The 25,597-nt window shown below is 38.6% G+C and carries 25 protein-coding genes and 1 pseudogene; 20 read left to right on the forward strand and 6 right to left on the reverse strand.

Annotated elements, in window-relative coordinates:
- Positions 1–24: 24 nt before the first annotated feature.
- The 4 genes from EI546_RS00595 (at position 25) to corA (ending at position 3,898) form a co-directional block, all read left to right on the forward strand.
- Positions 25–969 carry an EamA family transporter gene (locus EI546_RS00595; RefSeq protein ID WP_128248725.1) on the forward strand — a complete coding sequence of 315 codons (945 nt, stop codon included), beginning with the start codon at positions 25–27 and terminating at the stop codon, positions 967–969.
- Between the two features lie 175 nt (positions 970–1,144).
- Entirely contained in the window at positions 1,145–2,200 is a 1,056-nt protein-coding gene (locus tag EI546_RS00600) for an NAD(P)-dependent alcohol dehydrogenase (protein WP_128248726.1), read from the forward strand.
- 74 nt (positions 2,201–2,274) lie between these two features.
- Positions 2,275–2,661: a ribosomal maturation YjgA family protein gene (locus EI546_RS00605; protein ID WP_128248727.1), complete on the forward strand. Its 387-nt coding sequence runs from the start codon at positions 2,275–2,277 to the stop codon at positions 2,659–2,661.
- Positions 2,662–2,806: 145 nt separating this feature from the next.
- Positions 2,807–3,898, forward strand: a complete 1,092-nt coding sequence (gene corA / locus EI546_RS00610) for a magnesium/cobalt transporter CorA (protein WP_128248728.1) — start codon at positions 2,807–2,809, stop codon at positions 3,896–3,898.
- A gap of 249 nt (positions 3,899–4,147) precedes the next feature.
- On the opposite strand, the gene ligD (EI546_RS00615) is transcribed toward corA, so the two are convergent.
- The 3 genes from ligD (EI546_RS00615) to EI546_RS00625 are packed head-to-tail and all read right to left on the reverse strand — an operon-like array spanning position 4,148 to position 6,543.
- On the reverse strand, positions 4,148–4,933 hold the full coding sequence (ligD, locus tag EI546_RS00615) for a non-homologous end-joining DNA ligase (RefSeq protein ID WP_128248729.1): 786 nt from the start codon (positions 4,931–4,933) through the stop codon (positions 4,148–4,150).
- Between the two features lie 2 nt (positions 4,934–4,935).
- A complete protein-coding gene (gene ligD, locus EI546_RS00620; protein WP_128248730.1) occupies positions 4,936–5,937 on the reverse strand; it encodes a non-homologous end-joining DNA ligase in 1,002 nt (333 codons plus the stop codon).
- Between the two features lie 3 nt (positions 5,938–5,940).
- Positions 5,941–6,543 (reverse strand): DNA polymerase ligase N-terminal domain-containing protein, encoded by a 603-nt coding sequence (locus EI546_RS00625; RefSeq protein WP_128248731.1) that lies wholly within the window; start codon positions 6,541–6,543, stop codon positions 5,941–5,943.
- A 410-nt stretch (positions 6,544–6,953) separates the two neighbouring features.
- Here EI546_RS00625 and EI546_RS00630 point away from each other — a divergent pair, with 410 nt between their 5' ends.
- On the forward strand, positions 6,954–7,898 hold the full coding sequence (locus EI546_RS00630; protein WP_128248732.1) for a cation diffusion facilitator family transporter: 945 nt from the start codon (positions 6,954–6,956) through the stop codon (positions 7,896–7,898).
- Between the two features lie 29 nt (positions 7,899–7,927).
- Here the strand turns inward: EI546_RS00630 and EI546_RS00635 are convergent, their stop codons facing one another.
- Both EI546_RS00635 and EI546_RS00640 read right to left on the reverse strand, forming a co-directional pair.
- Positions 7,928–8,179 (reverse strand): hypothetical protein, encoded by a 252-nt coding sequence (locus EI546_RS00635; protein WP_128248733.1) that lies wholly within the window; start codon positions 8,177–8,179, stop codon positions 7,928–7,930.
- Positions 8,180–8,414: 235 nt separating this feature from the next.
- Complete coding sequence (locus EI546_RS00640) at positions 8,415–9,494, reverse strand: YcjF family protein (RefSeq protein ID WP_164905136.1); 1,080 nt, start codon at positions 9,492–9,494, stop codon at positions 8,415–8,417.
- A 499-nt stretch (positions 9,495–9,993) separates the two neighbouring features.
- On the opposite strand from EI546_RS00640, the gene EI546_RS00645 reads away from it, so the two are divergent.
- From EI546_RS00645 to EI546_RS00685, 9 genes are all read left to right on the forward strand, one after another.
- Entirely contained in the window at positions 9,994–10,776 is a 783-nt protein-coding gene (locus EI546_RS00645; RefSeq protein WP_128248734.1) for a hypothetical protein, read from the forward strand.
- Positions 10,777–10,821: 45 nt separating this feature from the next.
- A complete protein-coding gene (locus EI546_RS00650; RefSeq protein WP_128248735.1) occupies positions 10,822–11,226 on the forward strand; it encodes a hypothetical protein in 405 nt (134 codons plus the stop codon).
- A gap of 337 nt (positions 11,227–11,563) precedes the next feature.
- Positions 11,564–12,763 carry an IS4 family transposase gene (locus EI546_RS00655; protein ID WP_128248736.1) on the forward strand — a complete coding sequence of 400 codons (1,200 nt, stop codon included), beginning with the start codon at positions 11,564–11,566 and terminating at the stop codon, positions 12,761–12,763.
- A 277-nt stretch (positions 12,764–13,040) separates the two neighbouring features.
- A complete protein-coding gene (locus EI546_RS00660; RefSeq protein ID WP_128248737.1) occupies positions 13,041–13,685 on the forward strand; it encodes an alpha/beta hydrolase in 645 nt (214 codons plus the stop codon).
- Positions 13,686–13,901: 216 nt separating this feature from the next.
- Complete coding sequence (locus EI546_RS00665; protein ID WP_128248738.1) at positions 13,902–14,345, forward strand: hypothetical protein; 444 nt, start codon at positions 13,902–13,904, stop codon at positions 14,343–14,345.
- Positions 14,346–14,641: 296 nt separating this feature from the next.
- A complete protein-coding gene (locus EI546_RS00670) occupies positions 14,642–16,168 on the forward strand; it encodes an IS1182 family transposase (RefSeq protein WP_205649750.1) in 1,527 nt (508 codons plus the stop codon).
- 65 nt (positions 16,169–16,233) lie between these two features.
- On the forward strand, positions 16,234–16,707 hold the full coding sequence (locus EI546_RS00675) for a hypothetical protein (RefSeq protein WP_128248739.1): 474 nt from the start codon (positions 16,234–16,236) through the stop codon (positions 16,705–16,707).
- Positions 16,708–16,916: 209 nt separating this feature from the next.
- A complete protein-coding gene (locus EI546_RS00680) occupies positions 16,917–17,213 on the forward strand; it encodes a type II toxin-antitoxin system HigB family toxin (protein WP_128248740.1) in 297 nt (98 codons plus the stop codon).
- 9 nt (positions 17,214–17,222) lie between these two features.
- The gene (locus EI546_RS00685) at positions 17,223–17,594 is read left to right on the forward strand and encodes a helix-turn-helix domain-containing protein (RefSeq protein WP_128248741.1); all 372 of its coding nucleotides are present in this window, start codon (positions 17,223–17,225) and stop codon (positions 17,592–17,594) included.
- A 154-nt stretch (positions 17,595–17,748) separates the two neighbouring features.
- Here the strand turns inward: EI546_RS00685 and EI546_RS00690 are convergent.
- Positions 17,749–18,807 (reverse strand): annotated as a pseudogene (locus EI546_RS00690) (IS110 family RNA-guided transposase).
- A 511-nt stretch (positions 18,808–19,318) separates the two neighbouring features.
- Between EI546_RS00690 and EI546_RS00695 the strand changes: the two are divergent.
- The 6 genes from EI546_RS00695 to EI546_RS00720 all read left to right on the forward strand — a co-directional run bounded on the left by EI546_RS00695 (position 19,319) and on the right by EI546_RS00720 (position 25,501).
- Positions 19,319–20,305 carry a transposase gene (locus tag EI546_RS00695; protein WP_128248742.1) on the forward strand — a complete coding sequence of 329 codons (987 nt, stop codon included), beginning with the start codon at positions 19,319–19,321 and terminating at the stop codon, positions 20,303–20,305.
- The gene (locus EI546_RS00700; protein ID WP_164905137.1) at positions 20,283–20,846 is read left to right on the forward strand and encodes a transposase; all 564 of its coding nucleotides are present in this window, start codon (positions 20,283–20,285) and stop codon (positions 20,844–20,846) included. Before EI546_RS00695 ends, EI546_RS00700 begins: the two co-directional genes overlap by 23 nt.
- A gap of 84 nt (positions 20,847–20,930) precedes the next feature.
- On the forward strand, positions 20,931–21,953 hold the full coding sequence (locus tag EI546_RS00705; RefSeq protein WP_128248744.1) for a S1C family serine protease: 1,023 nt from the start codon (positions 20,931–20,933) through the stop codon (positions 21,951–21,953).
- A gap of 72 nt (positions 21,954–22,025) precedes the next feature.
- The gene (locus EI546_RS00710) at positions 22,026–22,367 is read left to right on the forward strand and encodes a hypothetical protein (RefSeq protein WP_128248745.1); all 342 of its coding nucleotides are present in this window, start codon (positions 22,026–22,028) and stop codon (positions 22,365–22,367) included.
- Positions 22,368–22,985: 618 nt separating this feature from the next.
- Positions 22,986–24,365, forward strand: coding sequence for an IS110 family RNA-guided transposase (locus EI546_RS00715; RefSeq protein ID WP_128248746.1), 1,380 nt, complete (start codon positions 22,986–22,988; stop codon positions 24,363–24,365).
- Positions 24,366–24,406: 41 nt separating this feature from the next.
- Positions 24,407–25,501, forward strand: coding sequence for a hypothetical protein (locus tag EI546_RS00720; protein WP_128248747.1), 1,095 nt, complete (start codon positions 24,407–24,409; stop codon positions 25,499–25,501).
- The last annotated feature ends 96 nt before the right edge of the window (positions 25,502–25,597 follow it).

Genomic DNA, 25,597 nt, shown 5'->3' on the forward strand with positions numbered 1-25,597 from the left:
TTGGACCATTCCTTAAATAATAATTTGAAATCCGGAGCAAATAATCCAGTTCTAATAATTCTTGCATTTTTCTCCATTTATGTAATCTGGGGCTCTACCTATATGCTCAACAAGGTTGCTGTGGGAGAGTTAGATCCATTTTTCTTGGCTTCTATTCGTTTTACCACCGCCGGCGTACTGATATTTATTATTTCTAAATTAATGGGCAAAAGCCTTGCGATAACTAAAAGGCAATTGCTTAATGCATTTATTGTTGGAGTGCTTTTTCTCTCTTTTGGCAACGGCGTTATTGTTTGGGCTTTACGATATGTGGATAGCGGATTTGCTGCTTTAGAAATTTCAGCGCAACCTCTTGTTGTTTTATTATTGATGCGAATTGTACAAGGTAAAAGATTAAAATTAATGTCTTTGGTTGGTGTAACCTTGGGCATATGCGGCATTGTCCTTTTGGTAAGTCAGGAGCAAATTGTGACTAAGGAGGGAACTGTAATCGGAATGCTAATGATTTTTGCCTGTATGCTAACGTGGGCCTATGGAAGTCTTTTTGTGGGAAAGGCGGATCTGCACAAAAATTTCTTTATCAATACGGGTTATCAAATGTTTACTGCCGGTATTACTCTAGCTATAATGAGTCTAGCTTTTTCAGAGCAATGGAAAGCTCCCAGTCAATGGGGACAATCCGTGCAGTTGAGTATGGTTTTGTTGATTACATTCGGGAGTATTGTTGCCTATACCTCATTCAATTATCTTTTAAAAAACGTTTCTCCAGAAAAGGTTGCCACCTCTACCTACGTCAATCCTATAATAGCCTTATTTTTGGGTTGGTATTTTTTAAATGAGCAAATAACAGTCCAATCAATTATTGCGGCGGTTGTACTCTTGACCGGAGTGTATTTTATAACCACGACCCGCACAATTTTCAGTTTTCCAAGGTTTCCTGGTAAAATGAGGAAGTCAATTGAAAAGTAATTTTTTCAATATTTTAAACTAAAAGTTGTGCACGGGGAATTTTTCTCGAATCAATTTGTTTTCCTTGTTATTAACACTGCCTTAACCCCATGTAAGAAACACGGTACCTACCTTTACTTTCAATGTTTTTCGGAGAAATTTTCTCTAATTTAAATAACAGTAAAAGCCTATAAAAATGTCCACAAAAACTAAAGCCTACGGGGTTCAAAGCGAAAAGGAATTATTAAAACCACTCGATATTATAAGAAGAGAAGTAGGTGCAAACGATATAAAAATCGATATTTCTTTTTGTGGGGTCTGCCACAGCGACATCCATACTGCCCGTAATGAATGGGGCGGTTCAAAATATCCCGTTGTTCCGGGTCATGAAATAATTGGACGCGTAATTGAAGTAGGTGAAAACGTGCACGATTTTAAAGTAGGTGCACTTGTAGGTGTAGGCTGTATGGTCGATTCCTGTCACAATTGCGACCAGTGCCATAATAATTTGGAGCAGTATTGCGAAAAAGGAGCCACTTTTACCTATAACAGTCGCGACAAACACATTAGAGGACAATATACCTATGGCGGATATTCCACTCAGATTGTGGTTGACAAAGAATTTGTTTTGCGAATTCCCGAAAATATCGATGCCGCCGCGGCCGCTCCTTTATTGTGTGCCGGTATTACAACATGGTCCCCTTTGCGGCATTGGAATGTGAAAAAGGGAGATAAGGTAGGAGTAATCGGACTTGGGGGCCTTGGACACATGGGCGTAAAATTTGCCAATGCACTAGGCGCGCATGTTGTAATGATCACCACCTCTCCGTCAAAAGCTGAGGATGCTAAAAATCTTGGTGCTCACGAAGTTCTTATCAGTAAAGATGAAGAGGAAATGTCCAAGCATAAAAATTCTTTCGATTTTATCTTAAACACTATCCCCGTAGGTCATAAAATAGATCCGTATATCGCGCTTCTTAAAAATGATGCCACGATGGTATTGGTTGGGGCGATTGAGCCGTTAGATCCATTTCACGGTGGAAGTTTGATAAGAGGAAGAAAGCGTATTTCAGGTTCTTTAATAGGTGGAATTAAAGAAACCCAAGAAATGTTGGATTTTTGTGGAGAGCATAATATCGTATCAGACATTGAGCTCATCAATATTCAGGATATAAACGAAGCCTACGATAGAGTTGTGAAGGCCGATGTAAAATATCGTTTTGTAATTGACATGACCTCTTTTAAAAATTAGATTTTTCATATTTGCTGAATATTTTTTGTATTTACTCTTTTCGAGAGCCCTGATTCCTAGCGTAATCTAGCACGATGTTTACTTTTAAAAGAAACTATTTCTTACTCACAATCCTTTTTTTTCTTATCGAGGTTTTTATTGCCCTATTTGTAAATGATAATTTCGTTCGGCCATATATTGGAGATGTTTTGGTGGTTATCCTGATCTATTGCTTTCTAAGGACATTCTTGAAAATATCCGTACTTAAAACCGCCTTATTTGTTTTACTGTTTTCATTTACTGTTGAAGTTCTACAATTAATGAATTTGATAGAAAGATTACAATTACAAGAATCGAAAATCACACAAATTGTTTTGGGAACCTCTTTTTCATGGATTGATATGCTATGTTATATTATTGGGATTTTAATGGTAATCGCTGCGGAAAGTCTAAATAAGAAAGAAATTATAAGCAATATCTAAATTTTTCTCTGTTCTCCTTTCTCTATTATTTTTGGTATTGCCTGACTTTTGAGTGTTGTCTCCAATCTAAATTCGGCTTTAATTTTATTTTAAAAAATATCCTACCTTCATATTTTCTATCTTTAGAAAAACAACCCAACCGTTTATGGTTCAGAAAAAAACAAAAGGCACGAAAAAGACTAAAAAGATGAAGCCGAGAAGGGCGAAAAACCTTTCTCCAGGCACGGTTGCCTATACCGGGAAAAAAACTGCAAAAACTGCTAGGCTTGATATTATTGACTATTCAAAAGAGCATTATGACCGATTTGAGACCACGAATGTTGCCGATGCCTTTAAATATGAAGATGCTTCACATATTACCTGGATAAACCTTAATGGTCTTAGCGACACCCAGGCTATTGTAGAGTTGGGGAACCATTTTGATCTCCACCCACTTATACAGGAAGATATTGTATCCACTCATCAGCGCCCTAAGATTGATGAGTACGAGGATTATTTATTTATAGTTTTCAAGATGTTGCATTATGACGATAATGAGCATTTGTGCAAGGAACATGTGAGCATGATAGTTGGGTTGGATTATGTAATAACCTTTCAGGAGTCTCAGGGCGATGTATTCGATGATCTTCGAGAAAGACTGGCGCAAGGGAGGGGACGAGTACGAGGCGCGGGATCGGACTATTTAATGTTTGCTATTCTGGATGCGGTGGTAGATAATTATTTTACCGTGGTTGAGTTCTTAAGCAATAAAATTGAGCTCCTTGAGGATCGGCTCTTTGATGATCAAGGAAATGAAAACATTCCCCAAGAAATCCAGGAACTTAAAAAGGAAATATTAAAAATAAGAAGAGCAGTTTTGCCGCTTCGGGAAGTGATAAATAGACTCGAAAAAATTGAATCTCCCTTAATAGCGGAATCCACAAGTAAATATATTCGCGATTTATATGACCATATTATCCAAGTGAACGAAAGTGTCGAGATTTACCGCGATATGATTTGGGGCTTGATGGATATGTACCTAACAACCTTGAGCAACAAAATGAACGAAGTGATGAAGGTATTGACCATTATGGCTTCCATATTTATACCTCTCACTTTCTTGGCAGGAGTTTATGGGATGAATTTTGACAATATGCCTGAACTTCATTATAAATACAGTTATTATATTCTTATGGCAATTATGGCAATTGTCGCACTTGGGATGATTCTATATTTTAAAAGGAAGAAATGGTTTTAGAAAAAATGAACTTAGAATAGAGAGCAGATTGCAGAGAATCTAAAGCCAAGACCCAAGGGCCAAGTGCCAAGAATTATGATGAAAAGAACCTTGAGAATAGGGAAATGAGAATTTAAAATTGTGGCACCTTGGGTCACCCAAGCTTTAGCGTAAGTGGAAAATATAGCACGAGAGCTTTTTCCGCCGACGCTTTAGCCAAGGAGGAAAATTTGGAACCTGAACTTGAAACTTTGCAGAACCTCCCTCAATTTAACTTGTCAAATTAAACTGGTCAGCACTTTTAATATTTTTTAAATCTTTCCATTGAATGGGCGTGGCAATTCCGGCGTTTTGGTTTGCTCGCAGCGAATAGGGGCATACCGATGTTTGACCATAAGAATTGCGAAGATAATCTAGGAAAATTTTCCCCTCCCGCTTATTTTTTCGTACCGCTGTCGTAAACAGATCAGGATTTTTGTCTTCTAGTTCCTGTACCAATTGTAATAATTTTGGTTTTAATTCGTCGTAGGTATTTCTGCGCTGAATTTTATACCATACATGAAATCCATTTTGTCCAGTTGTCATTAGGTTGGGATCAATTCCCTTGGATCTTAGAAAATCTCCCGTTATCTGCGCTCCTTCCTTTACTTTTTCAAAGGAATCTTTTGGCGGATCTAGATCGAAAACCACTTTATCAGGTTTATATAGGTTGTCTTTTTTGGATAACCATATATGAAAAGCCACCGTTCCCTGATTGGCAAGGTAAATCAAACTTTTTTCGTTACCGCAGAGTATTTGGATGTTCTCACCATCTTCCGTTTTTACCTTTATGGTTTTAATATAATCTGGAAAATATTCTGAAGCATTTTTTTGATAAAAGCCGTCCTTATCTATTCCATTGGGAAAACGGTGCAAGGTGAGCGGTCTGTCCTTCATATAAGGAAGCATCTGCTTGGCCACCTTTTGGTAGTACTGCACCATTTCCAATTTTGTGATTTTTGCCTCGGGGAAAATAATTTTCTCGGGATGCGTTATTTCAACTCCTGCTATTTCCATAATTATGATTCTTTTACAACTTGATTGGCTTCTTTATCATCACGCATTCCCAGAAATCTGGGATGGCGCAGTTTGTTTGTTTTAGTCCATTCCGTAAACCCGAATTGACCTACATATTCCGGTTTGATCCAATGGTAATTTCCACCCTGGTTAATCTTTTGGTTTTTAAACGGACTTTCCTCAATCTCTATTTTATTAAATTTTTTGCGCCATTTCCTTAGAAAAGTATCGTCAAATCCGGTTCCTACTTTTCCTGCAAAAAGCAGTTTCCCATCCTCATAATAACCCACCAATAACGCGCCAAAACCTATTCTCCCGCCTTGCGGTTCAGTAAACCCGCCGATAACAAGTTCTTGTCCCTTGGAACATTTAAATTTTAGCCAGTTTTTACTCCTGGAATGAACGTATTTTGCTTGCGAATCTTTGGCTATTAAACCTTCCCATCTTTTGTTACAGGCTTCCTGGAGTAACTCTATTCCATTTTTATTTCTATGGGTAGTATAACGAATAGGTGACGACCACCATAAAGCAGTTTTCAAAATCTTTTTTCTCGATTTCAATTGCAGATGGGTTAAATCATAGCTTTCAAGATGTAGAATATCAAAAAGATATAGAAATACCTTTACCTTACTCTTCTCTATTAATTCCTTATCCTTTAATTGGATTCTTCCCTGCAATTTCTGAAAGCTGGTAGTTTTTCCCTCGAACGCAACTATTTCTCCATCTACAATAACATTGGGATAATGATGACTTTCCAAAGCAGCTACTATTTCCGGATACGCTTCATTCATAATGTTTTCATTTCGCGAATATAGAGTCACCTTGCCATCATTAATAGTGACCAGACATCTAACTCCGTCCAATTTGCGTTCAAATATCCATTTTGGATCATCAAAATATTCGTCCGTTAAGGTGGCGAGCATGGGTTGTACAAAGCCAGGAAATGGTTTTTTTCCAAGACTTTTAAATTCTTCGGAAGTAAGAATCTCTTTTAGTTTCTCCATAATTTATTCTTCTTCTCCCTCTTTTGCTATTTGGGTCATAGTGCGATGGGTAACCACACTTTTGTTTTCCGTGTTCACCGGATTCCGTCGTGCATCGGCCTCATCATCTTTCATTTTTACCAGCAACCAGTTACCTTTCATATTTCCAGATTTCATTTTAATAAGGGCATAACCTCCCGAAAGTTTCTCGCCATCCAATTGGAATTCCAGGGTTCCCATCTCATAAGATTTCTTTAAGTCTATGGGATTATTATTCTTATCTTTTTTAATGTTTTTAAAAGTCCCTTTATCCCAAATCATTACAGTTCCACCGCCATACTGACCTTTTGGAATGGTACCTTCAAAATCGGCATAGGCTATAGGATGATCCTCGGTTGGAATTGCCATTCTCTTTACCCTTGGATCGGTACTTGGCCCCTTGGGGACCGACCATGATTTTAGGGTGTTGTCAATCTCTAAACGAAAATCGTAATGCAGATTAGTGGCATCATGTTTCTGAATCACGAAAATTGGTTCCTTTCCTTTTTTGGATTTTCCCTCATCATCTTTTGGCTCTTTGGTTTTGGAGAAATCTCTTTTCTGCTGATAGTTTTTCTGCTCTTTCATGATAAGCTCTTTTAAATATTGGGAACGAATTGGGTTCAATTTACAAAATGGACGCTTTGGGAATTTATAAGGAATTGCTAAAGTTGCCGGTAGTAGAGAGAGTTGGTAGGGTAGAGGGTTTAGGCTAGAGATAAAATATAAGATTTTCAAGGTTGAAAATTGGAAGATCGAAGTACTAAGTGGGAAGTTGCAAGTAAAAAGAGAAAATTGGGAGTTGGAAGAGCTTAATGGGCAGTGGCCAACTTTTGATTTATGTTAACTTCTTAATAATTTTAAATTAAATCGTTGTTACGGGAAATTGGATTTTGTAATGATCTTTTTAATTTTAATAGGATAATCCAATCAAAAAGTGATTAGACTATCCATCAATAAAATTTAGTAACCGAGGATTACGTTCAAGAAGAGAATCTATGACAGCAAAATCAAATTTCGCTATTTACGGAGCAATAACGGCGAATATATTGATTGCAGTTAGCAAATTTATTGCGGCTATATTTACTGGAAGTTCAGCAATGTTTGCCGAAGGAATCCACTCCATTATCGATACGGGAAACGGTTTTCTTTTGTTGTTCGGTAATAAGAAATCGCACCGTCCCAAGGATCGGACGCACGTTTTTGGTTACGGGATGGAAATCTACTTTTGGAGTTTTGTAGTCAGTATCCTCATTTTTGCCCTCGGTGGAGGATTTGCGATTTATCAGGGCATCCATTCACTTCAAAATCCCGAGATCATACAAGACCCCGCTTGGAATTATTGGGTGCTTATTGCAGCAGTCTTTTTTGAAGGGACTTCCTTGGTGATAGCCATACGGAGCTTTCGAAAACAAAATCCCGTAGGTAGTTTATTTTCAAACATAATCAAAAGCAAGGATCCGGCGAATTTTGTAATAATTCTCGAGGATTCCGCCGCAGTAAGCGGGTTGTTCATAGCTTTTATGGGTGTTTTTATTTCCAATCACTTCCAAAACGAATATGCCGATGGAATCGCTTCCATTTTAATCGGATGCGAATTGTTGGTCGTGGCAATTTTTCTTGCTCGTGAGACCAAAGGATTGTTATTGGGCGAAAGTGCCACTCAGACTGTTCTAAAAAAAATACAAGCTATCTTAAACGAGAGCGAATTTATCAGGGAATTTGGCTATCCCAAAACAAGTCATTTTGGCCCAACAGCTATTCTCGTAATTGTGGAAATAGTTTTTAAAGATGTCATTTCCCTTGAAGATAGATATACGGCAATGGAAATGCTTCGGAATAAAATAAAAGACAAATGTCCCGAAATTTCCCAAGTCTATCTCCAACCCGTTCGGAAAATCTGTTCAGAAAAATTTATTGATTCTTCAACAGATATACCTTAAATTAAATTATTGAAACGTCCAATAAATTTTTAGGTATTGGATAACCTCATCATTTCTTCCAAAAGATTTTCAGGAGGTAACTCCTTGGTAAGTTGTTTTAAGGAAGTCTTCGAGCTTTCCCTCAGATTATAAGCTTTCCGGCCAGTGATATTTAGATCGTCCACATTTTTAATGGTAGTTTCTAAGGACACAATATTCAACAATCTCCGCAGTTGGTCGGAATTTAAGTGAGGCGAACCTTTCGTTTTAAAGAAGAAGCTAAAATACTTTATATATTTCATGACTTGGATTTATTCCAAAATTACGGAAATATTCCAATTCTTGAATATTGATTGTTTAAATTTTTTATTGAAAAAATTATAGCGATTGAAATTGTTTTAAGAAACTTCCGGCCCCTTGAAGGGCAGAGCCGAGGGAGGTTCTTCATCTTCATCTTCAACTTAAGTTTCAAATTCTTCCCAGTTCCCGAGCGGAGCCGAGGGGCGATCTTCATTTCATATTAGTTTCGAGACCTCCTTAACGCTTCCCCAAATAACGCTTTTTAAATTCCTTAAGAATGTCCGATTCACTAACTTCTGAGATGTCCTTATCTTTCAGGAGAAATGCTAGAGCGGCGATATAGGCCTCGCCAAAAGCAATTGTTATGGCAGATGCGGTTGATGCTGAAATTGCGCCACCCGCCACACTTCCAATTCCCGGAAACATTTTAAACAAATTGGACACAATGGACTTCCCGATCAGAGTTGCGCTACCTGCCGTAATTGTGGAAGAAACGAGGGTTGATAAAAATGCCTTCTTCAATTCAAATCCAAAGACCGCGGTAATTCCCGCTAACATTCCAATTTGGATTGGCACCAAAATAAGAGCATCCGAAAATGGGATGGGAATTGCGCCCGTAGCAGCAGCCGAGGTTGCCGAGGCAACAACTATGGCGTGCGATTTATTTTTTTTTTGTTCGATGCTAACTTTTTGCGCCGCAACGAAGGCGTTTTTTTGAGCCTCGGGTACAATTTCCATAGCCAGTTCCACGAGTTCATGCAAACCCGAAGGTTTTATGATATAACCATCATCCAATATTTTTGGAATGGAATTTACGCGAACAACATTTTTAGCAGGTTTTAATAGTTCCAAAACCTTCATTCTAAAGCCTTCATCTGAAGAAGCCTTGGTGATAACCCCAATTACTGGCATATAGCCAGCAAGAAGTTCGCAAAGTTCAATTTCTGCATCCTCAACCCTTCTCGAACCTTCATCAATACAGATCCAGGCCATATGAATATGGTGCATCGGATTGGAATCGTTGTTTTTGTTTTTTACAAAATTTTCAAGCTCCTTAAAGGTCTCCCGATAATCCTTTAGTTCCAGTCCTCTTGTGTCGAACAGGGTTAAGGGAATATCTTCTTTCTTTATTTCTCTCGTTTTTTTAGTTACAGGACGCCCTTGGCCGGTCGTAGCAAAATTCCCTTGGAAAACAGCATTGATTAAGGTGGATTTTCCAACCCCGGTTTTCCCCGCGATCAATATATTTACTTGACCACGGTCCTTGATGGCTTTTGTAATTGCCGCTTCGATTATTTTGCCAATATCTTCTGCCATTGATTATTTTATATAATGCTTTTTAAAATGAATTATAAGTTCTTGTTACCATAGTAGAGTTACAGCCACACTTTCAAATATATTAAAATTCTTAAGGGTTCTTCTATCGTATAAAACTTTTAAAAAGTTTCCTATATGTAACTCCTTAAATTATTAATGAATTATAGTCTCCTTGAAATATTTGTTATTCATTTCATTAATAAGTAGTTAAAATGTTTAATAATAACTTAAATTTTATGGATAAATTTTTAATATATTTGAATTAGAGCTTGGTGCATTTTTTTTCCTCACCTAGATCTTAATAAACTCAATGACCCTTTATATTTTTTTCATCAATTTCAAATTGTTTTCTTGCGTATTAATTAATCCGTTTTTTTTAAACCCACAAAGATAAAATTAGAAAAGTCTCCAACAAATAGCCACTTAAATGGGAGCAATAAAAACCTAATTCCGAATAATACATATCACTCAATCAATTAGATCTTAAAATCAAAGTAGCATGAGAACCGAGAAGTCATACACAAGAGAATTAAAACAACAATTTGGATATTTAGCAACCTGGCTTCCGGGAACACCTTTAAAGTTAGGGGATATTGGAACTTTAAATAGAAACACATTCACTAAAATAGCAAACCTTTCCGATTTGGACATTCAATTTGATATTGAGGCGGATACAACCAAGTCCAATATTGAGCACAGCACGCACGGGGCCGTATCAATAACCAATAAAGCTTCCGGAACAATTGCTCCTCCCGGTAGTGTGTTAGGGGATACCGACGCAGGAATTACAGTGGAATTCTCCAAAGAAAATGCAATATTATTTAAAGCGAACGGCACTTTATCTCCTTCTATAAAAAACCAGATAAAATTGGGTCAGGACATATTGGACTTATATAAAAATGGAAAATGGGCGAAAGATTGGGTTGTGGTAACAGAATTAGTAGAAGCAGACAGTGCTTCAATTTTAATTTCAAGTTCCTCCCAAAGCAAGATAGAATTAAAAGCGAAAGGAGGGATAACGGCCGCTAAAATGGATATTGCCGATATCGACCTGGGACTTAATATTGCCTTTTCCAAAGATCTCTCCACCCAAATCATCGCCGAATCGGCACTTACTCCTTTATTTAGGGCCAAAGCTGTCAAAGGTAGAATATTGCGTTCCCCGGTTTTTGGTCAGAAATCGATGGAGATAATAACTCCGGCGAGTGCAAAGAATAATGAGGATTCCATTCTCTTCGGATATGCTGAGTATGATGAATATGATGATGGTTCGGACGATTAATAGGCTAAAGAATTTGCTAAATTATTAACCCAAAAACAAAGTAATATGAGACAGATAGGGACTTTAATTTTCGGTATACTTCTTTTTATTTCTTGCGGAAGTGTAAAGGATACCAAGGATGCCGAAACTTCGGAATTTGTCGGAAATGACAAAGATAAACACGGTTGTATTAGTTCTGCTGGTTATACTTGGAGTGAATTAAACCAAAACTGTATTCGAGTTTTTGCAGAAGGACACCCATTAAAACCTGTAGATAAAAATGATAAGAAGGTCGCATTCATTGTTTTTAATGAAGATAAATCTAAACTTGAATTATTCCTGCCAGATTCTAAAGCAACAACAATATTATCGCAACTAGAAAATGGGAATTATGGCTCAAAAGATATTATCTATGATGAAAATGATTCTTCTTTAATTATAGATGGAACTATGAAATATAAACTTGAATGACTGCTGATGAAACAAAAACAACCATCACAACATATTAAAATAATTCCTACAAATCACCTTCCCAATTTCGGAACTTCTGAAGCGAAGATTCTCCTTTGTATATGACGGGAACCCATCGGTAATCACGATTATAAAAGGCATTTAAAATTTAGTTAGGATAAAATTCTTAAAAATTTACAAAAAAGGCATTTTGAAATGTTAAAAATTTTTAGAAAACATTTACGGACAATATAAGATTTTTAATCAGTAGTGTCCGATAAACATTTTTAAAAGCGGGATTTCCAAGAAGGATTTCCCGCTTTATTTATATCTTAGTTTTTACCACAAAACTTTAGATATGAACAAAAGTAAAAATTTCAGCGGACAACCTATTATCAAACAAGTTTTAAACTTCCTTGACCCTAAGGATGTTTATCGGACAGCAAAAAAGCATAACAGCGACAGGTACACCAAAAAGTTCAGCACCTATGATCACTTGGTTACGATGATATTCGCTGTTATCAGTGGCTGCAACTCACTTCGCGAGGTAACGAGTATAATGCTGGCGTGCGAGGGCAAGATCAACCATTTGGGGCTACGGGACTTTCCAAAACGCAGTACATTGTCCGATGCCAACAAAAGAAGAAGTGCAGAGGTCTTTGCGGATATTTACTCTGGTCTCTATAAACGCTACCACCGGTTTTTATCGGACAGCAGAACCAGGGAGCCCGCCATAAAGGACCTCAAAATAGTCGATTCCTCGACAATAGCGCTCTTTAGCGACATCTTGAGGGGTGTTGGCCGGAACCCGCTCAACGGCAAAAAGAAGGGCGGGATAAAGATGCACACGATGATCAATGCCATGGAAGATGTTCCCTGCCTGATCAAATTTTCTGATGCCGCAACGCACGATCATACATTTTTAAAAGAACTTGGTCTAAAAAAGGGCTCCTATGTTGTTTTTGACAAGGGATATGTAGATTATCAGCAGTACGAGCAATGGACGTTGGACGGCATCTACTTTGTGACCAGGCAAAAGAGCAATGCACGCTATACGAGCTTTGAAGAGTTTGATATACCGAACAACGTGGACGATGCTGTCCTCAAGGATGAAAAGATAACGCTTTCCGATAAGGAAGGCAACGAATTTCATCTGCGACGGATAGCCTTTTGGCACCAGGAGAAGAGCAAGGTATATGAGTTCATCACCAACAACTATGAAGTGGAGGCCGACAGGATCACTGATATCTACAAAAATCGCTGGCAGATAGAGACCATGTTCAAACGCCTAAAACAGAACTTTCCCCTCAAATACTTTCTGGGCGATAACCAAAATGCAATAGAGATACAGATCTGGGTCAGTCTGATCATTCAACTCATAATGCTCGTAATACAAAGAAAGGCGCAGAGAAGTTGGGCATATTCAAATATGGTGTCTGTAATACGCCACCATTTGATGACCTACATCGATCTGTTCAAGTTCCTGAAAAACCCAGACTCCAAATGGGAAGAAATCACCACAAAAAACATTGGCCAATTGAGCTTTTTCGATCCTTAGGGGGTTCTGTTTTGAAAATCGGAACACAATCCAGTAAAATAAGGCAACGACAATGCTATTTTTGCTACTTTAGATTTTTATCGGACAACAATGATTTTTAATACATTTGGAATGGAGCTCCCCGCTTAATGCGCCTCTAAACTTTAATCCCCAACTATTTGCTGAACTAACTATTATTAAAAACAGTGGCGTACAATAACAATATAAACGCCATGAAAATTATGAATATGGCATGTATACACATGTTGCCCACAATTTAAAAAAAAACCGTAAATCAATGAAAATAAGTCTTTTAATCGGAATTTTATTTTGCTCGACAATTCTTGCGTGCGAAAAAGAAAACAATGACCGATTTATTTTCTTCCTTCACAATCGATTTTTAGAAGAACACGAATTAAATGAATTGCATCCCGAATTTGGACGGACTGAATACAACGAAATTATTGCCGAGTTTGAAAATAGCGGATTTAAAGTAATAAGCGAAAAACGAAACGGGAACGTTAATGCAAGAGAATACGCTATCGGAATTGTAACCCAAATCGACAGTTTAATAAAAAACGGAACAGAACCGAGAAAAATAACTGTGGTTGGAACTTCAAAAGGCGGATATATCGCTCAATACGTTTCTACTTTAACAAATAATCCAGATTTGAATTTTGTATTTATTGCAAGTTTTAGGAATAACGACATTCAAACTATACCCGAAGTCAATTATTGCGGGAATATTTTAACGATTTACGAAAAGTCCGACCAATTTGGAGTTTCAGCATTGGAGAGAAAAAAAACTTCAACTTGTGAAATCAAACATTTTAAAGAAATAGAACTGAATACAGGAATGGGACACGGATTTTTATTCAAACCTTTAAAGGAATGGATTGAACCAACAATAAAATGGGCGAATGGGAATTACAACGTGGAATAAAAACTGTGGGCAACAACGTATATAGCTCATAGCTAATTAGTTGCCTAATCGAAGTTAAGGCATATTTGGAAGTCCGCCAAATTTTCTAATTTGGCTTATTGAAAAGAAAAGATAATAAGAAAATTAAAAAATTCGGCTCGTGCTTAACCGAATAGTTATCGCTAATTTGCACGCTACGAGCCATATACAAGACCGTTACCTGTAATTTGAAAAAAAATGCTCGAAATCGAATATATAGTTGAAGATGCAGGTTGGGCTGGCTGTAGAATAAATAACGGCGAAACAGTTACGGAATGTGATGTTTCGTATTTACACGATACGCTTTTGGAATTGGCACAATCTGCACTTAAAATCCAAAATAGAAATGATGCGTCTGTGGTTTTTATGAGTGAACCTGGCGAACATAAATTAATCCTAAATAGAATTAATGAAACGGATATTGATTTTGAACTTCGTTGGTATTCTGATTGGGCCAGTTGGGGAATGTATGATGAAAATGATTTTGAAATTATGCAGAGCGGAAAAACTACTGTTGCTAAATACATTAATCAAATACGAAACTTAATGTTAAAAATAATGGACGAAATTGGAACGGAATTATATAAAGAAAAATGGGTTAGTCACGAATTTCCAATAGCGGAATTTAATCAACTGAAGTGAAAAAACTACAGGTAACAATGTATAAAAAAAATAGGGCAAGTAAGTGCTAAACTCAATGTTTCAGGCTTATTTGCGAGGTCGCCAAATCTTTTGATTTGGCTTTTAGAAAAATAATTTAAAACAAAATGCAAAAGATTTGGCTTGTGGATAATCCGAAAAGTAATTGCTTATTTACAGCCCTACTTCTTTTATACTAAACGTCAGACTGCGCAATAACCTCCCTATCTTGATAACTTTGTTGATTACCTTTTAGTGCATTGCCCAGATCACATTAAGATATTGGCTATCTTGATGTTATGGAATTTATAACAGGATTTAATCGGGACCAATTGGTAATGATGGACTTTGAGTCTTGCGTAGGGCTGGAGTCCTGGGCGCGTACCGTTGATATGTTCGTGGATATCCTTCCTATGGAGGAACTGGGCTATAGGGACGTGCTCAACTCCGAGGGAAGGCCTCCCTACCATTCGTCGGATATGCTCAAGCTCTATCTCTATGGGTACAAGAACAGACTTCGCTCCTCACGCCAAATGGAACACGCCTGCAAGGTCAACCTTGAGGTGATCTGGCTCTTGAAGGGACTGCGTCCCTCGGCAAGGAAAATCGCTTACTTCAGAAAGGACAATGCCGCGGCCTTCAAACTGGCCTTTAGGCATTTTGTGGGGCTGCTCAAGGAATGGGAGCTCATAGAGGGTGCGACCATCGCCATAGACTCCTTCAAGATCAGGGCGCAGAATGCCCAGAAGAACAACTTCAACCAAAAGAAGCTGGACCGCCATATTGCCTACATCGACGACAAGATCAGGGAGTACCAGGACAGGCTCGATCAAGGGGATGGAGTTGTCGGTGAACAGCAAATCGAGTCGAAGATTGCATACCAAGAATCAAAAAAAGAGAGGTACCGCAACATAGAAAAAAAGCTGCAGGAAAGCGGCGAGAGCCAGATCAGCCTTACCGATCCCGACGCAAGGTCCGTAATCCTGCACCGCAACATCATCAACGTGGGCTATAACGTACAGGCAGGCTGCGATGCAAAGCACAAGCTCTTCGTGAACAACGATACCGGGAGCGTGAACGACACCCACGCCCTCTCACCCATGGCACTGGACGCCAAGGAACTCCTGGGTGTGGAAAGCCTGGACATCCTTACCGATAAGGGATACACCACCGCCAAGCATCTGGATATCTGCACCAGGAACGGGATCACGCCCTATTCCTCACCCAAGGACCATTCTTCGCACCACAACGGACGCTATCCCATGGTGGATTTCACGTACGATAAAATAAAGGATACCTACACCTGTCCGGCGGATCAGGTACTGGCCACCAATGGAAGTATCTACGATAAGGCGGGCCACAAGGTCAAGCACTACAAGAACAGGAAGGCCTGCGGGGCATGTCCCGTCAGAGCGCTGTGCACCACAAACAAGAACGGGCGCTTTATAGAGCGCTCCATTTACCAGGAGGCTCTGGACGAGAACCAAAAAAGAGTAGAAGCAAGACCAGAATATTATAGGCTCAGGCAACAGGTAACAGAGCACCAGTTTGGGACACTGAAAAGGCAATGGGGTTTTACCCATACATTGATGAGGGGGAAACAAAATGTACTCTCCGAGGTTAACCTGATGATGATCTGTTATAACCTCACCCGGCTTATGACCATTCTGGGCCCAGAGGTATTGAAAAACAGGCTGAAAAGGCTTGTGCCCGGATTTTCGGCCCTATTTGAAGCGATTTTGGCCCACATGAACAGCTTTCTTTTACCACCCAATACCTCTCCAAATTTTAAACCTACAAGAAATAAAGTCCTAACGGCTCTCTAAATAGCAATTGATTCATTAGTTTTAATCCGAATTGAGTTGATGCACAGACTCACGTTCTACACCATTTGAAAAAAACAATCGTCATATCATTATTATTAGGATTTCTAATTAGTTGCGGAAATAGCAAAGCCGTATCTGACATTAAAAAGTACGTAATCCAAATTGATAACCGAACTGACTTGACAGAATTGATTTCTGAATTTAAACCTGAAGAACTGAAAACTGATCTAATTAATGAAGTTGCTATTCAGGTACTAAAAGACTCTGATGAAAAGATTTTTAAAGTGTCCGCAGAGTTGGTTCAAAAAGATGGGATTCCTTTAAAATATATATTTTATTTTAAAAATGAAGTTCTAAATTTTGCGAGAATGACCGAATTTAATCAAACTGGCAAAGACACCGTAATGGATAGTGAATATTATTTTGATGGATCCGAATTATTAAAACAGATTAATAGAAAAAAAGAGGAAATGGAAGCGGAAACCGTTAGACAAGTATCGGAATTTTATCTAGTCTATGGAAAAGAAGCAACCGATTAAAAACGGTGTAGAACACTGTGTATAGCTCATTGCGGGTGAATTCCTCATCGGAATTCATTGCATTTTTACTATCTTCGGTTATTAGGGAAAAGTCCGTTGACTTTTCCCGCAACGAGCCATACACTAAACGTTACCCTTTATTAAAAATAACACTCGTCAATTGTTCAACATTAGAGAACTAATTGTATATTTGTACAATAATTGAACGGATGAAACGAATAATTGCAAAAAGTACACTTCGCGAATATTGGGAAAAACACGCTGATTCCGAACAATACTTGAAGACCTGGTATGACACCGCGAAAAGTGCTGAATGGTTTTCTCCCAACGACGTCAAACAAACTTACATCAACGCAAGTATCTTAAAGAATGGTCGAGTGGTTTTCAATATTAAGGGAAATTCTTACCGTCTTGTTGTTAAGTTCAACTATGAAAAACAATGGGCATTTATCCGGTTCATTGGAACTCACACGGAATATGATAAAATAAATGCTGACACGATTTAAAAAATGATTATGGAATTAAAGCCTATTAAAACTGACAAAGATTACCGAGACGCACTTGAACGCTTGGAAATCATTTTCGATGCACCTATCAATACCAAAGAGGGCGACGAAGCTGAAATACTATCGTTATTAATTGAAAACTACGAAAATGAACATTATCCAATTGACGCACCTGACCCAATCGAGGCGATAAAAATACGAATGAAAGAATTAAATATGCGCCAAAAGGATTTAGTTGGAATAATCGGCGGGAAAAGTCGAGTATCAGAAATCCTCAATAGAAAGAAAAAGTTGACTGTCGATATGATACGAGATTTGGAAAGAATACTTCAGATTTCAGCTTCAGTTTTGGTAAGTGCTTATCAACTCGAAAAGAAATAACAAAGGGTAACAAAGAACTGAGGTAAAAACCAAACATTTTCTCCGTTAAATTTTGACAAAGTTTTCCTGGCATTGTTGAAATGGAACAAATCTTCCTTCGTCGATTTGTTTCCCGTTTAACAAGCTATAAACAACCCCAACATTTTAATATTGGTTATTTAATTCTTAGCACTGAAACGTGCGCATCATCATACGGCAAACCCGAATTTGCTATGGCGAAACACTGTTTCAGCAATTTGTTCGCAACCGCAATAAGTGCCAGCTTCTTGCTCTTGTCTTCCTCTCGCTCGTGCCTCACTCGTCGGAGACAAGCGTTTACAATCCGTTCATAGAGCTCCCGGCAGGCCTTGTAGTGCTTACAGGCATTGAAAGCGCAAAGAAAAAGTAAGTTACGAAGTTTCTTATATGCATTCCTCTCGCTCAAAATTCGCTCGTCGGATGCATGTCCTTACTGATCCTGCTACGGCCACGCACACTGCTTCCGGACTCCCGGATCGTAGGTGTAATGCCAACATAACTGCAGAGCTGCGCAGCAGTCTCAAACTTGGAAAAACCATCGGTTATTACAATTAAAAACAATGCTGTCTTTGTGCCTATCCCTGGAACGGTGGTCAAAAGAGTGAGCTGTTGTTGTTGTTCCATCTTGACCAGTGAGAGCAGACGTTCCTGGATACCGGCAATCTCTTTGTCCAAGTGTTTCCTGTCCCGTTTTAGGGAGCGGTACACAAACTTGGAGGGAATGCCCAGGGTTTCTTCGCCGTGCAGCTTGTTCTTGGTTGCCGTGCGTTTTTTAAGGTAACTGTCCATTAACCGGAAGAGTTGCAAACACTCTGCCTGGACATCGGTCAAGGCACTGTAGAGCGGAACTTCGTTGGCCAGTGCATACTCGCAGATTGCCTTTGCGTCGCTCTTGTCCGTCTTTACTTTGGCCAGCTTCATTTGTATGAAACGCTTTACCGACAACGGATTAACGACCGATACAAGGACGTTGTTTTTGTAAAGAAACTGTGCGAGCCTGTAATGATAGTAGCCCGTGGCCTCCATCACCACAATCGAATCTTCGGGAAGGATCTTTAAAAAAGCGGCAAATCCTTTTTCGTTATTCTTAAACTGATCGTGGCCACTGGTACTGCCGTGCAAATCAAAGACATCCCTGCCTGCTGCAGGCAGGCTTGCTGATGTCAACTCCAAAAGTTTCCTTATATTTATTCATAGAAAATAGTTTATGAAAGAACCAGCTACTTGGGTCACAACAACTTGAAAACGAGGTCTAGGCCTCACAGTCCCGATAGGTATCGGGAGAACGTGATTTAAGTAGTAAAAGAGCGGGGATTATCAATGTTGTCGAAGTCTAAAGCTTCACTGTATAAAGTAACCTTACTCCGCTCTTTTGTTCTTTCTGATTTATACTGAAAGTTAACTGATTTATTAAAAATCAAACTTAAGATGTATAAAAAAAATAGGGCAAGTAAGTGCTAGACCCAATGTTTCAGGCTTGTTTGCAAGGTCGCCAAATCTTTTGATTTGGCTTTAGAACAAAAATATAAAACAAAATGCAAAAGATTTGGCTTGTGTATAATCCGAAACGTAATTGTTTATTTACAGCCCTACTTCTTTTATACTAAACGTCAGACTGCGCAATAACCTCCCTTTCTTGATAACTTTGTTGATTACCTTTTAGTGCATTGCCCAGATCGCATTAAGATATTGGCTATCTTGATGTTATGGAATTTATAACAGGATTTAATCGGGACCAATTGGTAATGGTGGACTTTGAGTCTTGCGTAGGGCTGGAGTCCTGGGCGCGTACCGTTGATATGTTCGTGGATATCCTTCCTATGGAGGAACTGGGCTTTAGGGACGTGCTCAACGCCGAGGGAAGGCCTCCCTACCATTCGTCGGATATGCTCAAGCTCTATCTCTATGGGTACAAGAACAGACTTCGCTCCTCACGCCAAATGGAACACGCCTGCAAGGTCAACCTTGAGGTGATCTGGCTCTTGAAGGGACTGCGTCCCTCGGCAAGGAAAATCGCTTACTTCAGAAAGGACAATGCCGCGGCCTTCAAACTGGCCTTTAGGCATTTTGTGGGGCTGCTCAAGGAATGGGAGCTCATAGAGGGTGCGACCATCGCCATAGACTCCTTCAAGATCAGGGCGCAGAATGCCCAGAAGAACAACTTCAACCAAAAGAAGCTGGACCGCCATATTGCCTACATCGACGACAAGATCAGGGAGTACCAGGACAGGCTCGATCAAGGGGATGGAGTTGTCGGTGAACAGCAAATCGGGTCGAAGATTGCGTACCAAGAATCAAAAAAAGAGAGGTACCGCAACATAGAAAAAAAACTGCAGGAAAGCGGCGAGAGCCAGATCAGCCTTACCGATCCCGACGCAAGGTCCGTAATCCTGCACCGCAACATCATCAACGTGGGCTATAACGTACAGGCAGGCTGCGATGCAAAGCACAAGCTATTTGTGAACAACGATACCGGGAGCGTGAACGATACCCATGCGCTCTCCCCAATGGCACTGGACGCCAAGGAACTCCTGGGCGTGGAAAGCCTGGACATCCTTACCGATAAGGGATACACCACCGCCAAGCATCTGGATATCTGCACCAGGAACGGGATCACGCCCTATTCCTCACCCAAGGACCATTCTTCGCACCACAAACGGACGCTATCCCATGGTGGATTTCAGGTACGATAAAATAAAGGATACCTACACCTGTCCGGCGGATCAGGTACTGGCCACCAATGGAAGTATCTACGATAAGGCGGGCCACAAGGTCAAGCACTACAAGAACAGGGAGGCCTGCGGGGCATGTCCCGTCAGAGCGCTGTGCACCACAAACAAGAACGGGCGCTTTATAGAGCGCTCCATTTACCAGGAGGCTCTGGACGAGAATCAAAAAAGAGTGGAAGCAAGACCAGAATATTATAGGCTCAGGCAACAGGTCACCGAGCACCAGTTTGGGACACTGAAAAGGCAATGGGGTTTTACCCATACATTGATGAGGGGGAAACAAAATGTACTCTCCGAGGTTGACCTGATGATGATCTGTTATAACCTCACCCGGCTTGTATCCATTCTGGGACCAGAGGTATTGAAAAACAGGCTGAAAAGGCTTGTGCCCGGATTTTCGGCCCTATTTGAAGCGATTTTGGCCCACATGAACAGTTTTCTTTTACCACGCAATACCTATCCAAATTTTAAACCTACAAGAAATACAGTCCTAACGGCTCTCTAAATAGCAATTGATTCATTAGTTTTAATCCGAATTGAGTTGATGCACAGACTCACGTTGTGCAATATTTGAAGAAACAATTTTACTATGAATAAACACTTTTTATTTTTATTATTATTAATTCCAAGTTTAATTTTTTCTCAAAATGCCAAGGAAATAGCAAAGAAATGTATGGCTTCTACAGTTTCATTGGTTATGGAGGATAATTCCAAACAACCATTATCCTTAGGTTCTGGATTTATCATAGATGAGGGAAAAGTAATTACTAATTTACACGTTATTGAAGACGCCAATTATGGTTATGTAACTATAAGTGGGGAGTCCAGAAAGTTTAAAATTGAGGGATATTTGGCTGTCGATAAGATAAACGATTTGGTGTTATTGTCTGTTCCTACATTAATTGAAACAGCAATTGAAATTAATGAAAATAGTCCTGAGATTGGAGAAAAAATTTATGCAATTGGAAATCCAAAAGGTTTGTCTGGAACAATATCGGAAGGAATTATAAGTGGAATTAGAACTATCGACAAAACAGAACTTATTCAAATAACTGCACCTATTTCCCCAGGAAGTAGTGGTGGTCCAGTAATAAACAATGACGGCCAACTAATTGGGGTTTCAGTTGGAACCTTAGATTCTGGTCAAAATCTGAATTTTGCTATTCCAACAAAATATGTCTCAAAATTAATCCAATTACCAAAAACTCAAATAACGCAATTGAACATTAAGTCTGTTGGTAAAAAAAACAATCAAAGTAATTCAGTAAAAGGGATAAAAGAAGGGATCGAAATAATAAATATTGAGTGGAGTGACGGCCATAATGCAAAAATGTTAGATGGGTTTTCAATTAAAAATAATATTCCATATACAATTACCAAAGTAAAGCTATTATTCATTTTGCGTAATGCACAAGGTCAAATGATTGATGCTTTTGAATGGTCAGATAGTAGTTTTAGCTTAGGCTCAATGAAATATGGAGATTATATCAAACCTTTTTTAGCGAAATATGTTTCATCTGTTACTGGACAATTAAATTGGCAAAGAGTTTCAAAAAGAAAAACGGGGGAGAAACTTGAAATAAGAATATTGGATTTTTCAATTAAAGAATAAAAAACTTTAGGCATTATGTCCTATCAAAGTTACTACAATTTAAATCTCGAAAATTTCAAAACACATTTAAAAATGACTATAAAAGAATTTGATGAGCAATCAAGACAAATGCAAAAAGAATTATTGGATGAAAGTATTTCAACATTTCCGAGGATTTATTCTTTAAATAGAGTTGGAGAGCAACTTATGAAATTTGTTATACAACTGAAAGCAGAAAAAACTGAATTAAATACTATTCTTCATTCTTTATATATGGATTTGGATATATTTTTAGCAGATTTGGGTGGACAACTTCAGCAAGATTACGATAGAAAAAACAAACGTTATAAAAGAAAATGGTCGCTTGAGAATAGAAAGATTAATGATTTTATTTTTCAACTTAAAGCATATATTTCGGAAAATGAATCTGAATAAAAAACTTGCGTTAATAATGGCTTAAGTAATTCCTTGTAGAGCATCAGAATGGCGAAACCAACGGACTCCATTTCCTTTCTACAAAGTTCTGTGAAAGATAAAGAAAGAAAAAACGCAAACAGAACCGAATCAGAACGCAGGGAAAACATTGCACAACACGAGGCTATAATCAATGCGGGATTTGTGCTAAACCCCAAAGCAGTTTTAGATATACAAAGTCACCAAAACTTTATGTGGTTATCGAAATAAAAATTTAAGTACAAAATAAAGTTTTGGCTGATGGCTAGTTCGAAAATTATTGCGTTTTTTCCCCGCACTGCTCATAGCCCAAACGTTGGCAAACATTCCCCACATAAAAATTTCTATTAATTTCTTGAGCTAACGGTAAGAACTCCCGAACTTTACGTTGATCCTATGCAAGGCCGTTTTTTAAACTGGCGCGTCATAGCCCGGGACACATTCTGGTTGAAATGTAAAAGCCCCCGAAGTACTAATTCAAGGGCTTGTTGATAATTTCAGTGGTGGTCCATCAAAGAGGAACCCCGTTCAGAATAATTTTCTATATCAAAGTTACATTTCCTTAGGGTCATTTTTTATTAATCCATAAACTTTTTTATCATGGAAAGAAAAATGAAACTCGGCATGGACGTTGTAAATTTCAATGCCGCCGGAATCGACGTGGGCAGCCGCTCCCACTATGTGGCCATTGGCCAAGAACTAGACAATGTAAGGGAATTCGGGGTCTATGCCGAAGATCTCACAGCACTCTGCCAGTGGCTCATGGAATCTGACGTGACCACAGTGGCAATGGAGTCCACTGGAGACTATTGGCAAAACCTGTACGTAGAGCTTATCTCCTTCGGTTTTGAGGTGGTGCTGGCCAATGGAAAGTTCACCAAGAATGCCAAGGGTAAAAAAACAGACGTTAAGGATTGCCGATGGATACAGAAACTCCACACCCTAGGGTTGCTCAGCGGCAGCTTCCTACCAGATCTTACAACCGAACAGTTGAGGACATTCTGTCGCCAAAGGGGAAACTGGATAGATCTGGCCGCTTCGGCTACGCACAAGATGCAGAAGTACCTAAAACTATTGAACTTTAGATTGGACGTAGTGGTCAAGGACGTATGTGGCCTTACAGGCATGAAGATCATTGAGGATATCTGCAAGGGCAACCTTGATCCCCTTAGTCTAGCCGAGCACCGCCACTACAACTGCAGAAAACCAAAAGAAGAAATTGCCAGTGCACTCCACGGCAACAACCGGTCTGACTATCTCTTTGGACTACAACAAGAGTTCGAGGCCTATAAGTTCTTTCAAAAAAAGATTGCGGACTGCGACAAAAAGATCGAACATTTTATAAAGCAAGAACTGAAACAGCATCCTGAGCGCGGGAAAATGAAAACAACTGAAAAGCCGCATAAGAGGATGAACAAAAATGCACCACAGATCAAAGATCTGAACCAAATAGCTTTCCGCTATTTTGACGGGGTTGATCTCTTTGCCATCGAAGGATTGAGCCACTCCACGATATTGACCATTATGAGCGAGATAGGTCCCGAGGGCTTCAATAAGTTCGGCTCATCTAAACAATTTACTTCCTGGCTCAGGCTAGCGCCCAATAATAAGATATCAGGAAAGAAAATACTAAGCAACAGAGTGCCTAAGGGAAGTAACCGGCTAAAGATCGCCCTGCGCCAAGCGGCCAATGCCATAGGCAACCTAAAGGGCACCCATCTATCCGACTTTTTCCGAAGGGTCGCCTACCGCAAGGGAAGGCATTCGGCAGTGAGTGCAACGGCTCGAAAACTCGCAGTAATTATATGGAACATGATCACAAAAAAAATCCAATATCAGCCTCCGAAACAATACTTGTTCCTGGACCAAAAAAGAAAACTCGGACTAGTGAACCGCATTAAAAAACAAATGGATAAATTTGAATTGAAACCAGAGGACCTAGGGTTTAAAAACAACCTGAATATCAGCAACTTAATTTGACGTTAGTCAGAATTAAAACTCAAACTTCACAAATTTATAGAATGGACTTAAAAAAAACACGAATTGAAGGAATGAAAATCTTCCAAGCAAGTCCTGATGCAATAAATAATCAAAGTGATGAAAGAAGGAAAATTGTAAAACAAGCCTTAAAAGAAAAACCCTTGAAAATTTGGGAAAGAGAGTTAAAACAACATAAATCAAATCTTTTCGTCTCAAACTCGGAGGGCGCTGTTTTTCAAGCAACCACTTTTTTCCATAAAAAGAAAATATTCGCAGGCATAGCACCGAACTTAATTCAGGCCTATTTCGATATGGCTTACGAACAAATTCAATGGACTGATAAATATGCGGATACATTCCATTATATAGCATCCGAAAAGTTTGACGGAATAAAGTTTATTGACACACCAATATTTAATAGATTCGTTCAATATAGAATTAGTTCAATCATATTTTTGCATCTATCTGTTGAGGCTTTTATAAATTATATTATTCCTGATAATTTTATATACTCCAAAACTGAAACATCAAACTCGAATAAATTTCAAGAACAAATAACAAAACTCAATAAGGAAAACATTGAGCGTTGGGTTAGCTTTAAAGAAAAAATTGAAGAAGTGATTCCAGAATTACCAAACATCACTTTTGACATTAAAAAAAATTTCGAAATAATTGGACGAATACTTGAGATTGAAACAATTCGAAATGAAATTATTCACTTAAAAAGCAAAGACTCAAATTCGAATATGCACTATAAAAAAGTGTTTGACTTTGTCGCTTCAAAAGATTTAAACAAATATTTATTTTCAGTAAAAAAATTTATAAATATTTTGCAGTCGGATTTTATAAAAATTGATAAAATTCAAGAGAGCAATAACACCAAGGAGCTATATATCGAAAAGGCTGAACATCTTCACATAGGAGTTTACTTTGAAATTATTAAACAAAAAGAAAAACGAATCACCGTCTTTATTGATAAATGGCAGGGACTTACAAAAGAAAGTGAGTATTTAAAAGTCGTAATGTCTTATCTGAAATTAATGGAAGATATGAACTTAATAATGGATTACTTGATAAGTGAAGAGAGAAATAAATTCAGGATAGAGATATTTAAGAATGATGAACAAATAAAATAACGTTGCACAACAAGGCATAAACGCAATAGCGGATAAGAGCAAAAACCAAAAGTGATTTTATAAATTTAAGGTCTGGTATAAACCGAAAATCAGTGC

The organism is Aequorivita sp. H23M31, assembly GCF_004022485.1.
GTDB classification, from domain to species: domain Bacteria; phylum Bacteroidota; class Bacteroidia; order Flavobacteriales; family Flavobacteriaceae; genus Aequorivita; species Aequorivita ciconiae.

What these genes read in the sequence shown, in the direction of transcription:
- EI546_RS00600 (WP_128248726.1), top strand. Translation starts at nt 1,145, where the DNA reads ATGTCCACAAAAACTAAAGCCTACGGGGTTCAAAGCGAAAAGGAATTA.
- EI546_RS00605 (WP_128248727.1), top strand. Translation starts at nt 2,275, where the DNA reads ATGTTTACTTTTAAAAGAAACTATTTCTTACTCACAATCCTTTTTTTT.
- corA (WP_128248728.1), top strand. Translation starts at nt 2,807, where the DNA reads ATGGTTCAGAAAAAAACAAAAGGCACGAAAAAGACTAAAAAGATGAAG.
- ligD (WP_128248729.1), bottom strand. Translation starts at nt 4,933, where the DNA reads ATGGAAATAGCAGGAGTTGAAATAACGCATCCCGAGAAAATTATTTTC.
- ligD (WP_128248730.1), bottom strand. Translation starts at nt 5,937, where the DNA reads ATGGAGAAACTAAAAGAGATTCTTACTTCCGAAGAATTTAAAAGTCTT.
- EI546_RS00625 (WP_128248731.1), bottom strand. Translation starts at nt 6,543, where the DNA reads ATGAAAGAGCAGAAAAACTATCAGCAGAAAAGAGATTTCTCCAAAACC.
- EI546_RS00630 (WP_128248732.1), top strand. Translation starts at nt 6,954, where the DNA reads ATGACAGCAAAATCAAATTTCGCTATTTACGGAGCAATAACGGCGAAT.
- EI546_RS00635 (WP_128248733.1), bottom strand. Translation starts at nt 8,179, where the DNA reads ATGAAATATATAAAGTATTTTAGCTTCTTCTTTAAAACGAAAGGTTCG.
- EI546_RS00640 (WP_164905136.1), bottom strand. Translation starts at nt 9,494, where the DNA reads ATGGCAGAAGATATTGGCAAAATAATCGAAGCGGCAATTACAAAAGCC.
- EI546_RS00645 (WP_128248734.1), top strand. Translation starts at nt 9,994, where the DNA reads ATGAGAACCGAGAAGTCATACACAAGAGAATTAAAACAACAATTTGGA.
- EI546_RS00650 (WP_128248735.1), top strand. Translation starts at nt 10,822, where the DNA reads ATGAGACAGATAGGGACTTTAATTTTCGGTATACTTCTTTTTATTTCT.
- EI546_RS00655 (WP_128248736.1), top strand. Translation starts at nt 11,564, where the DNA reads ATGAACAAAAGTAAAAATTTCAGCGGACAACCTATTATCAAACAAGTT.
- EI546_RS00660 (WP_128248737.1), top strand. Translation starts at nt 13,041, where the DNA reads ATGAAAATAAGTCTTTTAATCGGAATTTTATTTTGCTCGACAATTCTT.
- EI546_RS00665 (WP_128248738.1), top strand. Translation starts at nt 13,902, where the DNA reads ATGCTCGAAATCGAATATATAGTTGAAGATGCAGGTTGGGCTGGCTGT.
- EI546_RS00670 (WP_205649750.1), top strand. Translation starts at nt 14,642, where the DNA reads ATGGAATTTATAACAGGATTTAATCGGGACCAATTGGTAATGATGGAC.
- EI546_RS00680 (WP_128248740.1), top strand. Translation starts at nt 16,917, where the DNA reads ATGAAACGAATAATTGCAAAAAGTACACTTCGCGAATATTGGGAAAAA.
- EI546_RS00685 (WP_128248741.1), top strand. Translation starts at nt 17,223, where the DNA reads ATGGAATTAAAGCCTATTAAAACTGACAAAGATTACCGAGACGCACTT.
- EI546_RS00695 (WP_128248742.1), top strand. Translation starts at nt 19,319, where the DNA reads ATGGAATTTATAACAGGATTTAATCGGGACCAATTGGTAATGGTGGAC.
- EI546_RS00700 (WP_164905137.1), top strand. Translation starts at nt 20,283, where the DNA reads ATGGTGGATTTCAGGTACGATAAAATAAAGGATACCTACACCTGTCCG.
- EI546_RS00705 (WP_128248744.1), top strand. Translation starts at nt 20,931, where the DNA reads ATGAATAAACACTTTTTATTTTTATTATTATTAATTCCAAGTTTAATT.
- EI546_RS00710 (WP_128248745.1), top strand. Translation starts at nt 22,026, where the DNA reads ATGACTATAAAAGAATTTGATGAGCAATCAAGACAAATGCAAAAAGAA.
- EI546_RS00715 (WP_128248746.1), top strand. Translation starts at nt 22,986, where the DNA reads ATGGAAAGAAAAATGAAACTCGGCATGGACGTTGTAAATTTCAATGCC.
- EI546_RS00720 (WP_128248747.1), top strand. Translation starts at nt 24,407, where the DNA reads ATGGACTTAAAAAAAACACGAATTGAAGGAATGAAAATCTTCCAAGCA.